Source organism: Idiomarina sp. UBA3176, from assembly GCF_002364295.1.
Lineage (GTDB): Bacteria > Pseudomonadota > Gammaproteobacteria > Enterobacterales > Alteromonadaceae > Idiomarina > Idiomarina loihiensis.
The window spans coordinates 50,029-63,487 of the sequence record NZ_DEXU01000025.1 but is presented as its reverse complement, the minus strand read 5'-3'; the positions used below and the strand labels follow the sequence as shown (position 1 = coordinate 63,487).

Annotated in this window: 16 protein-coding genes; 11 read left to right on the top strand and 5 right to left on the bottom strand. The window is 46.2% G+C overall.

Features of this window, described 5'->3' with window-relative positions; genetic code table 11:
- Positions 1-24 precede the first annotated feature (24 nt).
- The 3 genes from B2U97_RS12565 to arfB all read left to right on the top strand — a co-directional run bounded on the left by B2U97_RS12565 (position 25) and on the right by arfB (position 2,173).
- Entirely contained in the window at positions 25-1,407 is a 1,383-nt protein-coding gene (locus B2U97_RS12565; protein WP_286822681.1) for a serine hydrolase domain-containing protein, read from the top strand.
- A 70-nt stretch (positions 1,408-1,477) separates the two neighbouring features.
- Positions 1,478-1,720 (top strand): hypothetical protein, encoded by a 243-nt coding sequence (locus B2U97_RS12560; protein ID WP_034821363.1) that lies wholly within the window; start codon positions 1,478-1,480, stop codon positions 1,718-1,720.
- A 42-nt stretch (positions 1,721-1,762) separates the two neighbouring features.
- Entirely contained in the window at positions 1,763-2,173 is a 411-nt protein-coding gene (arfB, locus tag B2U97_RS12555) for an alternative ribosome rescue aminoacyl-tRNA hydrolase ArfB (protein ID WP_286822680.1), read from the top strand.
- On the opposite strand, the gene B2U97_RS12550 is transcribed toward arfB, so the two are convergent.
- Entirely contained in the window at positions 2,170-2,364 is a 195-nt protein-coding gene (locus B2U97_RS12550; RefSeq protein ID WP_011234794.1) for a hypothetical protein, read from the bottom strand. The genes arfB and B2U97_RS12550 overlap by 4 nt on opposite strands.
- Complete coding sequence (locus B2U97_RS12545; RefSeq protein WP_286822679.1) at positions 2,345-2,764, bottom strand: hypothetical protein; 420 nt, start codon at positions 2,762-2,764, stop codon at positions 2,345-2,347. Before B2U97_RS12545 ends, B2U97_RS12550 begins: the two co-directional genes overlap by 20 nt.
- Positions 2,765-2,897: 133 nt before the next feature.
- Here B2U97_RS12545 and B2U97_RS12540 point away from each other — a divergent pair, with 133 nt between their 5' ends.
- Positions 2,898-3,554, top strand: coding sequence for a flavin reductase family protein (locus tag B2U97_RS12540; RefSeq protein ID WP_286830557.1), 657 nt, complete (start codon positions 2,898-2,900; stop codon positions 3,552-3,554).
- On the opposite strand, the gene B2U97_RS12535 is transcribed toward B2U97_RS12540, so the two are convergent.
- Positions 3,544-4,725 (bottom strand): MFS transporter, encoded by a 1,182-nt coding sequence (locus B2U97_RS12535; protein ID WP_286822677.1) that lies wholly within the window; start codon positions 4,723-4,725, stop codon positions 3,544-3,546. The genes B2U97_RS12540 and B2U97_RS12535 overlap by 11 nt on opposite strands.
- Positions 4,726-4,860: 135 nt before the next feature.
- Between B2U97_RS12535 and B2U97_RS12530 the strand changes: the two genes are divergently transcribed.
- Positions 4,861-5,175, top strand: a complete 315-nt coding sequence (locus tag B2U97_RS12530; protein WP_286822676.1) for a YebG family protein — start codon at positions 4,861-4,863, stop codon at positions 5,173-5,175.
- A gap of 58 nt (positions 5,176-5,233) precedes the next feature.
- The gene (locus tag B2U97_RS12525; RefSeq protein WP_286822675.1) at positions 5,234-6,145 is read left to right on the top strand and encodes a M14 family metallopeptidase; all 912 of its coding nucleotides are present in this window, start codon (positions 5,234-5,236) and stop codon (positions 6,143-6,145) included.
- A gap of 28 nt (positions 6,146-6,173) precedes the next feature.
- On the opposite strand, the gene B2U97_RS12520 is transcribed toward B2U97_RS12525, so the two are convergent.
- Entirely contained in the window at positions 6,174-7,424 is a 1,251-nt protein-coding gene (locus B2U97_RS12520) for a DEAD/DEAH box helicase (RefSeq protein WP_286822674.1), read from the bottom strand.
- Positions 7,425-7,611: 187 nt separating this feature from the next.
- On the opposite strand from B2U97_RS12520, the gene B2U97_RS12515 reads away from it, so the two are divergent.
- The 3 genes from B2U97_RS12515 (at position 7,612) to B2U97_RS12505 (ending at position 9,669) form a co-directional block, all read left to right on the top strand.
- Positions 7,612-8,154, top strand: a complete 543-nt coding sequence (locus B2U97_RS12515; protein ID WP_286822673.1) for a DUF6436 domain-containing protein — start codon at positions 7,612-7,614, stop codon at positions 8,152-8,154.
- A 28-nt stretch (positions 8,155-8,182) separates the two neighbouring features.
- Positions 8,183-9,085 (top strand): sensor domain-containing diguanylate cyclase, encoded by a 903-nt coding sequence (locus tag B2U97_RS12510; RefSeq protein ID WP_286822672.1) that lies wholly within the window; start codon positions 8,183-8,185, stop codon positions 9,083-9,085.
- 77 nt (positions 9,086-9,162) lie between these two features.
- A complete protein-coding gene (locus tag B2U97_RS12505) occupies positions 9,163-9,669 on the top strand; it encodes a DUF2937 family protein (protein WP_286830555.1) in 507 nt (168 codons plus the stop codon).
- Here B2U97_RS12505 and B2U97_RS12500 read toward each other — a convergent pair.
- On the bottom strand, positions 9,620-11,299 hold the full coding sequence (locus tag B2U97_RS12500; RefSeq protein ID WP_286830553.1) for an isovaleryl-CoA dehydrogenase: 1,680 nt from the start codon (positions 11,297-11,299) through the stop codon (positions 9,620-9,622). The two genes, B2U97_RS12505 and B2U97_RS12500, sit on opposite strands and share 50 nt — an antisense overlap.
- Before the next feature lie 133 nt (positions 11,300-11,432).
- Here B2U97_RS12500 and B2U97_RS12495 point away from each other — a divergent pair, with 133 nt between their 5' ends.
- The gene (locus B2U97_RS12495) at positions 11,433-12,791 is read left to right on the top strand and encodes an MBL fold metallo-hydrolase RNA specificity domain-containing protein (protein ID WP_286822969.1); all 1,359 of its coding nucleotides are present in this window, start codon (positions 11,433-11,435) and stop codon (positions 12,789-12,791) included.
- Positions 12,792-12,845: 54 nt separating this feature from the next.
- A complete protein-coding gene (locus B2U97_RS12490) occupies positions 12,846-13,364 on the top strand; it encodes a porin family protein (RefSeq protein WP_286822968.1) in 519 nt (172 codons plus the stop codon).
- The last annotated feature ends 95 nt before the right edge of the window (positions 13,365-13,459 follow it).

Genomic DNA, 13,459 nt, shown 5'->3' with positions numbered 1-13,459 from the left:
AAAGAGCCAACAGGTGTGTGATAAATGAATAAGACATTAAAAATAACTCTGGTCAGCATGTTGCTGGCGGCTGGGTACACTCAGGCTGAAGAAACTGAAACAACCTTAAATGCCTACGCCGCTGGTTATACTGCGGGTTTTACCTGTAGTGCCGTATTTAACGCTAATAAGTCTATGGCGCAAGTTCGGGAGCATGAACTAAGTGGAATTTATTCTTTAATTGCTGAGCGCGTAAAAGGTATGGAGCCACAAGTTGATAAAGAAAATAACTGGGTCAGGGTACCTTACGATGACGGGCGTCGGGAACGAATTTCAGTTTGGCGCTCAAAACTTGGCTGCGTCGATTTACCGGTAGGAGCGAGCGTTGATGACGCTAAGTTTCTTGCTGATCCTTTTCGTGGGGACAAAGCAGCGGATAAGGACAGTGGAGCCCCCTGGGGAAAACGAGCAGAGGTTAATTCGACAAGTGATAATGCTCAGTTAGAGTCGGTACTAAAACAGGCCTTTACCAAGAAATATGGCTCTGGTTCGCGTACCTCGGCAGTATTGATTGTGACGCCGGATGAAATTATTGCTGAGCGTTATCTTGAAGGTTTTAGCCCTGAGACGGCACAGCGTACCTGGTCCGTTGCAAAAAGTATTGGTGCCAGCGTTATAGGTGCGGCTATTCAGCAAAATAAAATAGAGCTGGATGCTCCTGCCGGTATTTCCAACTGGTCACATCCGCTCGATCCGCGCGGACACATTACCCTGGAAAACTTGTTGCATATGGCGTCGGGTTTAGACAGTAATAACGCAGGAAATCGCACCGACCGTGTTTACATGGGCGGTGGACTTGTAAGCGACACGGCAACAGAAACGGCACTTGAAGTGACTCCCGGCAGTCGTTGGAAGTACGCTAATAACGACACTATGTTGGCTTTAAGAGCACTGCATGAACGTTTTGATACAACTGAAGAGTACTTACAATTCCCGTATAAAGCTTTGCTGGAAAAGATAGGAATGCAGCATACTTTTGTCGAAACCGACTGGCGCGGAGACTTCATTTTATCTTCTCAGGTGTGGACGACGTCTCGTGACTTAGCTCGTTTAGGTGTTTTGCACTTACAGGCAGGGCAATGGCAGGGAGAACAAATTCTACCGGAAGGCTGGCTGGATTATATTAGTATGCCAGCACCGGCTCAGCCACCGGAAGATGCTCCGGGCTACGGTGCGCAGTGGTGGCTTTATAACGAGCGCTTTCCTGAGTTACCTGACGATACTATTGCTGCCCGTGGAAACCGGGGACAGTTTCTGGTTGTTATTCCGTCAAATAATTTAGTGGTGGTTCGCCGTGGTTATGATATTGCTGGTGAGCAAGGATTTAACGAGCATGACTTTGTGCGGGATGTACTAAAAGCCCTATAAAAACTCCCTCAGGGTGAGCTGAACAGTGATAGACTGTCGCCACCATACGGACGTATACAGAGACCTTATTATGAACGAAGAACAGCAAGTGACTCAGAGCAAACATACTCAACAATACAGTGCTGACGGTAAAAATGTAGAAATAGATATTTATCGTACCGAAGACAGCGGCTGGATTCTGGAAATTGTTGATGAGAATAATAATTCAACGCTTTGGGAAGATGCGTTTGAGAACGAAGACGATGCACTTGCTGAAGCCCTCGACGCCTTGAAAGAAGAAGGTATAGATAACTTTATCCAGCCTGCTGAGTGATATGGGTAAAATCGTTTAATTTTATCGGTCATAAAGAGAAAGATGATTCAGATTTCACAACGAGTTGAGTTAGCAGATAACGAAATTGAATGGCAGTTTATCCGTTCCAGTGGAGCGGGTGGGCAAAACGTGAATAAAGTAGCAACTGCGGCTCAACTCATTTTTGATATTCAGGCCTCTTCACTTCCCGATTTTTATAAAAATCGCTTGCTGAAAAAATCTGACCACCGCATTACTCAAAGCGGAAAAGTGATTATCAAGTCTCAGGAAACTCGCAGTCAGGCACGTAATAGAGAGTTGGCACTTGAGCAACTAATTGATTTAATTCGCAGCGCATCTCAGGTTCAGAAAAAACGTATTCCGACGAAACCCAGCCGCTCGGCTAAAGAAAGACGACTAACCACGAAAAAGCAGCAGGGACAGAAAAAAGCACTTCGAAAAAAAGACTTCTAACCGTCGAAGTTCTGCAAAGAGCCGGAACAGTTTATTCTGGCGCATTCAAGTATTAGCTGTTTAAGCTCGCACTGACTGCAGTAATCACTGCAACGAATATCACTGGCCACTAACTTTTGCTCAAGCAGCAGCTTTTTAAGTTGCTCTTTACTCATTGAAAGTTGCAAGCGTTCAGGTTTGTTCATGCGCATAACCGGATTCCTCTAATTGTTGCATACAGTGCCCCAGGCAACGAGAATGCTGACAACCGGTAATTAAGAGTTGATAGCAGTACCGACAGAGTTCTTCTAGTGGCTGAGTTTTAGCCTGATTAAGCCATGACGTCAGTTGCTCAACACTTTCTTGTTGAAACTCGTACGCCTGTGGTTTTTGCTGGCAGCGAATATGGGTCGCAATTAACAAAATAGAACAGGTTGTAAAGCTTTGGATGGCATTGCCCGCCAGTACAGGTTCATTGAAGGCCTGTTTTGCTGAGTCGCGTGCGTGGCTAAGAAATGTCGTTGCAGCGCGATAATCTTTTTGGTTGAGCAGTGAGCTCGCTATTTTTAGCTTTTCCTGAGAGTTAAAGTACTCTTGATAGGCGTTAGTCATTATGCATCCTTTATTCTGGCTTTGATTAAACAAGCTAACGCAAATGATAATAGTTCGCAATAAGTTATTTGTAAACGATCGTAATTGCAAAATAAAACGTATAGATAGCCGACAAAGATAAACTGGAGCTTTAATGAAAACCTACAAACAGCAAGATTTAGCGAAAATGAATGACCGCGATCGAGCGCGTTTTGTGAACTGTTTATCCGGGTTTAAAAGTGCCAATGTCATTGGTACCCGTGACCGGCATCAGCAAAATAATTTAGCCATAGTCAGTTCTGTTGTTCACCTGGGGAGTAACCCGCCTCTGTTAGGGTTTGTTATGCGCCCCCAGTCGGTTTCCCGGCATACCTGGGAAAACATTGAAGAGAGTGGCGTTTATACTATAAACCAGGTTAACGAAAGTTTTTTCCGTCAAGCACATCAGACCTCGGCGCGGTATCCCAGAGAAACTTCAGAGTTCGAAGCCTGTGGCCTGACGCCGGAATTTGTCGATGGTTTCCATGCTCCTTATGTGGCCGAAAGTTCGCTCAGAATTGGTATGCAGCAGGTTGAAATTATTCCGATACAACATAACGACACAGCGTTAATTGTTGGGGAAGTTCGTTGGGTTGAAGTTAAAGAAGAGGCGGTAAAAGGCGATGGCTTCATTGATATCGAGTCACTTGGGGCAATGACTATCTCAGGGCTTGATGGGTATCATAGCACTCAGCGGGCCGCGCGTTTGTCTTATGCGAAGCCCGATGAGGAGCTCAGTGAGTTAGATGCAGAGGGCAAGCCTAAAGACTAACTATGTTGGGTGTTCTGCGGCTGTGTTTTTTAGTAACCCAAAATAATAGCAGGCCGGCCAGCGACAGCGCGCACCCAACCCAGCCAGTTCCTTGCCAGCTAAGTGGGGAAATAATAGCAAGACCGCCCAGCCAGGCACCTAAGGCGTTAGCCGCATTAAAAGCCGAATGGTTTAACGATGCTGCTAAAGTCTGAGCTTCTCCGGCTACATCCATTAAACGTACCTGCAGAGCCGGAACCAGCGCGGCAGAACTGCCAAGTAATAACACCATAGGCATCACCGTCCAGAGACTCTGTAGTGTTAAGGGAAAAATTGCCAGTACAATTGCTGACCAGAACAGAGAACCGCCAATGGTTAATTTCAGATTTCTGTCGGCAGCCCAGCCGCCGACCAAACTACCGGCCAACGATCCCAGTCCGTAGATAAATAAAGCAACAGGTATCCAGTGAGAATCCAACCCGGTGGCGTTTATTAGTGTTGGAGCTATGTAGCTTAGTACTGCAAACATTCCGCCGAAACCAATAGCTCCTATGGCCAGTGTCAGCCAGACCTGAGGGTTTTGTAATGCCTGCATTTCGCCACGGGCTGAAGTTTTCTTTTCATTCGGGTGTTTGGGTACCACAATGAAAATCATGACAAAGGCCAGTAAGCCTAAAGCTCCTACGGTATGGTATACGGTGCGCCAGTCGATAAGCTGACCTAACCAGGTAGCTAACGGGTTTCCGACCAGAATTGCCACGGTTAGCCCCATCATCACCATAGTTACTGCCATACCACGTTGATTTTTACGAACCATATCGGCCGCAACCAGACAGGCTATCCCGAAGTAAGCACCGTGAGGCAGGCCCGTTAAAAAGCGTAACACCTGAAGTAATGTGTAACTTTCTGCTGAGGCACTGGCGAAGTTGCCCAAAGAAAATACCAGTATCAGCGCCAGTAACATGGGTTTACGCGGTAGTCTGGCAAACAAAATGGTAATAAGCGGAGCTCCGATAACGACACCGAGCGCATAAAGACTGATTAAGTGGCCTGTTTCCCGGGTGTCGGTATTAAAGTCTGCGGCTACGTCGGGTAGCAGCCCCATAATGACAAACTCACCAATACCAATGGCAAAGCTTCCAATTGCCATTGCAAAAATGGCCAGTAGAACTTGTATTTTAGAGAACTGCATAGGGCGGATTTACTTCCTGTTGTAACGAAGGCCTGTTCGGAGTGCGCAGTTTAGCGAATGCTACAACTATTGCAATCTATGTCACTTTACTGTACAAATAAACAGTATATTTACACATCAGCAAAGGACCATACCATGGCTGTAGTAACCCAATATGTAGTTATTCGCGACGGAGCCGAGAAAATGACCTTCACTTCAAAAGCCGAAGCCGATGCGCACGATAAAATTCTGGATATGGCGGAAGCCCTGAACCCATTAATTAAAAGTAGCGAACTGTTCACTGATGAGCAACAGCTTGAGGATATGGCTCTGTTTTTAGCAAAAGAGCGTGAAAATGTACTTATTGCATTAGGGGCTAAAAAGCCAAAAAAACCTAAGACCGAAAAAGCACCGACTGAAAAAGCAGAAGCGTCCAAGCCTGCGGATAAAGAATCGACTAAAGCGGCTTAGTTACCTGCTAAGACTTTGCTAATATAGTCGCCTTGTTTTAAGTGAATAGGATTAAAATATGACGCAACAAACGATTTACCATATTGGAACACCGGGCACGCCCTGGGGAGCGACAGAAAAGGCTCAGTGGCTGGCCGAGCAAACCCAAAAACGCTCTTACTTCGATGATGTGGTTAGTAAGATTGAAACCTTTAAAAGCGATTTCGATGTAGACCAATACGGTGAACTTGCGTACGACAGCGCTACTTATCCTTTATTTGTGGTTAAAACAAAAAACTGGGATGACTCGAAACCAACGGTTTTAATTACCGGCGGAGTACATGGTTATGAAACCAGTGGTGTCCATGGTGCGTTGCGTTTTATTGAAACCAAAGCGAAAGATTATCAGCCACACTTCAATGTGGTGGTGGCGCCATGTTTAAGCCCCTGGGGCTATGAAACCATCAACCGTTGGAATCCGGCGGCTATTGATCCTAACCGCTCTTTTGTCGCTGATTCTCCAGCCGGGGAATGTGCGCACATTATGAATTATGTTGCTGGCTTAGGCGTAGATATTCTGGCTCATATAGATTTACACGAAACAACGGATACCGATAACAGCGAGTTTCGTCCGGCCAAAGCGGCGATGGATGGAAAAATTAATACGAACTGGAATATTCCGGATGGGTTCTATTTGGTTGGGAATTCAGAAAAGTCTTATCCTGAGTTTCAGAAGGCGGTGTTAGACTCGGTGGAAGAGGTGACTCATATTGCCGATGCCGACGACGAAAATAAACTGATAGGCGAAGATATTGCTCAGCGTGGCGTTATTTTATTGCCAACGGCGAAAATGGGATTGTGCATTAGCTTTAGCAAAGCAGAATATGCGACGACTACAGAAGTGTACCCCGACAGCCCGAAAGCAACGCCAGAACAGTGTATTCAAGCTCAGGTTGCTGCGGTAACCGGAGGACTGGACTTCTTAAAGTAAAGTCCGGTCCTGCTGGTCAGCGGTAGAATTAACGTCGTGTGTCCGGGCGCTTTTGGCGAGGCGCACGACGAGAGTTTTGAGGACGCCCTGTACGAGGCTTCTGAATTGGCTCCGGCTTTATGCTGGGGTCAGGTTCAAAACCCGGAATAATTTCCTTGGGTATCTCATTTTTAGTCAGCTTTTCTATGTCGCGTAGCAATTTATGCTCATCAACACAGACTAAAGACGCCGCTTCACCTTCACTTCCTGCACGACCGGTACGGCCAATACGGTGTACATAGTCTTCAGCGACCTGAGGCAGTTCAAAGTTGATAACGTGTGGCAATTCATCAATATCAATACCACGTGCAGCGATATCTGTTGCTACCAACACCCGCAACTTACCCGCTTTAAATTGTGATAAAGCTTTTGTTCTTGCCCCCTGGCTTTTATTGCCGTGAATGGCCATAGCCGGTAAACCATCATCACTTAATTGTGTAGCCAGTCTGTTGGCGCCGTGTTTTGTACGGGTGAAAACCAATACTTGTCGCCAGTTTCGGCTGCCTATTAAATAGCTTATTAGCTCTCTTTTACGCTTTTTATCAACCGGGTAAACCCGCTGTTGGATAGTATCTGCTGCTGCATTCTGACGCGCAACTTCAACCAGTTTGGGTTGTTGCATAAATTGTTGTGCTAACGCCTTTATCTCGCTTGAGAAAGTTGCAGAAAATAGCAGTGTCTGGCGTTTTTCTGGAATGAGCTTCATGACTTTTTTAATGTCATGAATAAAACCCATATCCAGCATGCGGTCAGCTTCGTCAAGAATCAGTACGTCAATTTTACTTAAATCAACGGTTCCCTGACGACTGTGATCCAGCAAACGTCCGGGTGTCGCAACAAGAATGTCGACACCACGACGCAAGGCATTAATTTGTGGGTTAATACCAACTCCACCAAAAATCACCAGAGACTTAAGACCGGTATATTTTGCGTAGGTATTCAAATTGTCTTCAACCTGTGCCGCCAGCTCTCTGGTTGGCGTAAGGATTAAGGCCTTAATAACAGGTTTTCCGTCGGTCTTTGTTTGCGACAATTTGTGCAGCAAAGGTAGCGTGAAACCAGCTGTCTTACCGGTACCCGTTTGTGCGGCGGCTAATAAGTCGTGGCCGGCCATAACGGTTGGAATGGCTTGCTGTTGAATTGGTGTCGGGGTGGTATAACCGCATTCAGTAACGGCTCGTAAAATATCGTCGCTCAATCCGAGTGACTGGAATGAGGATGGTGTTTGTTCTGTGGACATGAAGCTCCGGGAATTATGATAGTAGATACCGCGCTAATGTGCGGCTTTTCGACATTGTATCACAAAGGAGGCTAAACCTTTATTTAGAAAAGTCCCCTGAAGCTGAAGTTTTTCTTGATCCGCTGAAAAAGCGGGCGCATCATTTCCGCAAAATGTCATTTTGCAGTAGGGCGTTTCATTGTCACTTATGAAATCAGGTAAGGCTCGTTCCCTTTGGCTTATTATCGCTGTTGTGGCCTGGTTTGGGCTGGTGCTTCTGGGTATCAGTTATTTACTGGAACAACGGTTGGTCTGGTTTGATGAAAAAGGTGAATTACTGGAGTTCAGCAATAACGAAAAGCTGGAACCGCAGCTAGAGGCTGAGCTCACGCGTCTGGGTTATTCCCTTGCTGGCAGCGTTTTTCACATTACTTCCGGGGACTGTTCTTGTAACTGGCGCTCATCCGGGCATATGGCTAGCGTAAAAAGAAAGGTAGCGGAATCTAAAGGGGAAAACTTGATTGTTGATATCGATCAATATCCAACCTTAAAGCGCTTCGTTCCTGCAACTCCAGCGATTATCATGTTCAATAAATCATCAGAGCTGATTTACATTGGCCCATATGCCGATGGTGCTTTTTGTACTACTGAGAGTAGCTTTGTAGAAGAGCTGATACCTTCCGTTTCGGAGGAATCAGCGGCTCCTAAATGGGTTAATACCGTTGCAAAAGGGTGTTATTGCAAAGTTTAATGCGGCAGAACAGTGGAGCCACATAACGATGAAAGTAAAACAAACCTTTATTGAGTTCCTTGAAGTTATACCGGACGGTGCAATAGTTATTAATTCTCAGGGGCTCATTGTTGGTGTTAACCAGGCTGCCGCGGCAATGTTTCGCTATTCCTCGTCATCTATGCTTGAACTGCATCTTAATGAACTGTTACCTGAAGGTATGCGTGAGAAGCATGACCAGCATTTAGAAAAGTTTTTTAAGTACCCGGGCAGGCGCTCTATGGGAAACGGCTTGATTTTCCCCGCAATTCGTCGGGATGGTTCAACTTTTTATGCCGATATTATGCTGAATCAACTGGATATCGAAGACCAGCTGTATGGCATAGCGATAGTGCGGGATTACACTCTGCAGAAAAAATCGGAAGATAAAATTCGTCTCGAACTGGAGTTTGAGAAGCGTCAGGCTCTCACCGATCACTTAACCGGAATAATGAACCGACGCGCGTTTACCGCGCAATTACAAGATGAGATAAACCAGCTGGAAACCCATGGTACTCCCTTTGCTGTGAGTTTTATCGATCTGGACGACTTTAAAGAAATAAACGATGAACATGGACATCACTTCGGTGACTTGGTATTGCAAAAAATAGCCGATTTAATTCGTTTACACAGTCGGCATACAGATTATGTCGCCCGTATTGGAGGTGACGAGTTCGCTACCATTCACCCTATGATCTCCGCTGAAGACGCCAGACTCATGATGCACCGTTTACGTTGCCAGTTAGTGAGTGGAATAGGGCATGCCGAGTTACCTGTCACGCTGTCTATCGGCCTTTGTCAATGCGATAAACCTTCAGAGCATTACACTATTGAAGGCATTATGGCCCGGGCAGACAAAGCCATGTATCAGGCAAAGAGCGAAGGTAAAAACGCGGTCGTGCTGACAAGTTAAGTGTAATGAAGCGTAATTAAGTTTGATTGTCGCTTAAGGTCTGCTCTAAAGTGGTTAAGGGCTTTTAAGGAGAGACCATGGCAATCTTCACTTCCTATCTACGAATTATTCTACTGATTTCGGGCGTACTTGCCGGAATACAGTTGCCCGGCTTTGTTGATCAGTACGGTAAGAGTTTGCAGGCTCATATGGTTGAGTCAGAGCGCAGCCTGAACGAGTTTCGTGATGAAGCCGAGAAATTTTTCGATGGTAGTATTGAGGAACTTATTGCTCACTATCAGGCCAGTGACGACAGAGTATTTCAGGAAGGCGGGCAAAGCATCAGTGCCATTTATCAACGTAATCAATTGTTGGAACAAGCCTATCGTAGTTTCAGCCAAAATGCCTGGAGTGCTTATCAACAGGCATTTTTTACCCCAGTTGAGGACATTCAGCGCGAGGTTCGCAGCAGCTTTTCTTATACTGTAAAACTCAACCCCGGCGCTATTTTGTTTGGTTTAGCTTCAGGCTTGTTGCTGGCGGTATTTGGCGAACTTATTGTGCGTCTGCTGGCGAGGCCCTTTCGACAATCGCAGCACAATTAAGCCCTGTGGGCAATGTGCCATAGTTGAGTCCGGTCTTTGCTGCTAAACGGCTGGCACAAAAAGCATCAGCAACGTCGGTGCTGGCATGTTGAACTAATAAAGCGGCTTGTAACCCAACGGCCATGTTGTCCGTTATACTGCGTGCACGATACTGAAGCATATTTCTGTCCGTAAACTCACTTTTCAACCGCATAATAAACTGGTCGAGTCGTTTATCTGCACCTTGTGCCCGTTGCAGTTCGGCAAAATAGACATCGAGAACTTCTGGTTGTTTTTCTATTGCTCTAAGAACATCCAGACATTGAATATTACCGCTGCCTTCCCATATGGCGTTGACCGGCGACTCTCGGAACAGTCTCGGCATAATGTGGTTCTCCATAACACCGCTACCGCCAATCACTTCCATAGCTTCATAAGCATGATTCGGTGTGCGTTTACAAATCCAGTATTTGCCTATGGGCGTGGCAATTCGGGACAACAGTTTTTCATGCTCGTCGTCCTGGTTATCCATTGCCCGTGCTATGCGCATCATGTAAGTCATGGCGGCTTCGCTTTCAATGGCTAAGTCCGCCAGCAAATTTTGCATTAGCGGTTGTTCACTTAATTTAGTGCCAAAAGCTTCGCGGTGGCTGGCGTGGTGAATGGCCTGAACCACGGCTTGTCGCATGCCGGAAGAGGAACCAATCATGCAGTCGTAGCGGGTCGTTGCCACCATTTCTATAATAGTACGAACGCCTTTACCTTCTTGACCTATCATCCAGCCCAGCGCACCTCTTAACTCAGTTTCGCTGGAGGCATTGGCTGCGTTTCCCATTTTTTGTTTCAGCTGTTGAATCTGAATTGGGTTCTTTGAACCGTCTGGGCGCCAGCGCGGCACCAGAAAGCAGGATAATCCGTTGGCTGTTTGGGCAAGCACCAGAAAAGCATCGCACATTGGTGCTGACACAAACCATTTGTGACCAACCAATTCGTACGCCTGGCCTGAACCTTCTTTGTCTAGTGGGTAAGCGCGAGTGCTGTTCAGCCGGACATCAGAGCCACCTTGTTTTTCGGTCATTGCCATACCAATGGTCACGGCACTTTTTTCGGTATGGGGGATATTTCTGGGGTCGTAATGCCTGGCGGTAATTTTTGGTCCCCACTCTTTGAACAAATCGGGTTGGTGTCTTAGTGCGGGTATAGAGGCAAAGGTCATGGTAATAGGGCAGCCATGAGACGCTTCGACCTGAGTATGCAGATAGTATTTTGCTGCCCGTGCAACATGAGCCCCTAGTTTTGGCTCGCTCCAGGGGCTTGCGTGTAAGCCGTGCTCAATGGCTGTCGACATAAGCTGGTGATAGCTCGGGTGAAAATCGATGAGATCGATACGGTGCCCGTAACGGTCATGGGTTCTCAGTTCAGGCTGGTATTTGTTTGCCTGAAACCCCTGTTCGATACTGTCAGCCTTACCAGCCAGTTCGCCAAAGGCAATAAGATCGGAATAAGCCCAACTGGCACCTTCGCGCTCAACGGCTTTTCGTAGTGCTTTATCAGCCAGGTAAAGATTATAGTTTTCCAGCGCCGGTGGCTGATTCTCAACCTGGTGGGTGCTGGCCATAAACTGATCGGCTCGGGGGTATTTATGAGTCATGTTCTTACTCCTTGTCTTAATTGAGTGAAGCAAGATTATTAATGATCGTCAATGCACGAATAGTTGTCTTTCGTCTATTTTTCTACGACAGTGAAGTGAGATACTTTGTTGTCGGTTTAAATAAGGACACGCAATGAGAGTCGTATTTTTAGGTGGTGCGGAAACGGTTACCGGTTCCAAATATTTAGTTGAAACAGAATCAACCCGAATTCTAATAGACTGCGGTCTTTTTCAGGGCTATAAGTGGTTGCGGCGGCGTAATTGGCAGCCTTTGCCAATGGGTATTAATCAGGTTGACGGTGTCGTATTGACTCATGCTCACCTTGATCATTCGGGGTTTGTTCCGGTGCTATATAAAGAAGGCTTCCGGGGGCCTGTTTTCGCACATCACGCAACATCTGGTTTGTGCGATATCCTGTGGGCAGATAGCGGAAGAATTCAGGAAGAAGATGCGAAATACCTTGGTAAACATAAGCTAAGCCGCCATGAAAAACCAGAACCTTTGTATGATGAAGCAATGGCAAAGTCAGCCATACGACTGCTTCAGGGCGTTGAGTTTCATCAACAATTTGAGATTGGCGATATTAAAGTGACTTTGCAGCCAGCCGGTCATATTCTGGGTGCTTCAAGCGTCATTATTGAAGCCGAAGGTAAACGCGTTGGCTTCTCCGGTGATATTGGGCGTCCGCAGGATATTATGATGTATCCACCTGAACCTCTACCAGATCTGGACTTGCTACTGCTTGAGTCAACTTACGGCAATCGGCTTCATGCTAAAACCGAAGATGCGGAAGATCAGTTGGCAGAAGTCGTCAATGAGACGGCTCAGTCCGGTGGTGTGTTATTAATTCCGAGTTTTTCAGTCGGCAGAGCACAACTGCTGCAATATCTGTTAGTTAAATTGATGGATGAGGGGCGGGTACCTAAACAACCTATTTATTTGGATTCTCCTATGGCTATTAACGTTTCGGGACTTTACCAGCGTTTCCACAACCTTCATAAATTGACGGACTCAGAGTGTTCCCGAACCTTTGCAAGAGTTGAGTACACTCGTTCTGTCGATGAATCAAAAGCTATTGCGTCTCAATCGGGGCCTCACATTATTATTGCGGGCAGTGGTATGGCGACAGGCGGAAGAATTCTGCATCACTTTAAACGATGGTTGAGTGATCATCGTGCGACGGTTTTATTTAGCGGACACCAGGCCGGAGGGACTCGTGGTGCTAAAATGCTGCAGGGGGTGGAGTCGATAAAGCTGCATGGCCAATGGTTACCGGTAAAAGCTCGAGTCCGTTCTTTAGAGGGACTGTCAGGACATGCCGATTATCAGGAAATTGCTGACTGGTTAGAGCAATCCAGTTTAAAACCAAACACACCAATTCAATTGGTGCATGGTGAGTTAGATGCATTGGAAACTTTCCGTGACTATTTAATGAAGAACACCACATACAATGTCGATGTTGCTGATTACCAAGGGGTATATCACCTTTAACAGAGTCTGGTAAACTACCTTCACTCAGGGTTACCAGCTTAATAAGGAAGTCGCATGAAGTTTTTGAACGTTGTTTTATGTGGTAGTACGCTTTTGTTTTTCAGTTTGTTTGCCCAAGCGCAGGACAGTGGCTACTACGGTGCCGCATCTTTAACTCAGTTGAATGTTGATACTGAGCTTGAGGGCGCACCTTCATTTACCCCGCATGCGATTAACCTGATGCTAGGTCATCGTTACAGTAACAGCTTGTCGGCAGAGGCGCGCTACGGCTTCGGCGTACACAGCAGCAGCGATAAAGGCACCAAGTTTGAAACCGATTACACGGCCAGTATTTTAGCTAAACCTCGTTTGTATTTGTCTCCTGACATCGCTTTGTATCTTACCGGTGGCTTTACGCGTGGGAAGTTTACGGTAGGGGGGGAAGATACAACGCTTAACAGTATTAGCTATGGCGGTGGGGTTCAGTATGATCATAACCCCAGAACAACTTACTTTATTGACTGGATAAAATTGATTGATAAAGACGAATACACAATTAATGCGTTAAATATAGGCGTAACCTATCGATTTTGATCAAACTATCTGTTGTAACAGGCTGTCATTATCGGAACGGATTCGGTACATTACAAAAAAGTAACATTTAATTTGTTGACGTTGACTGAGCAGGC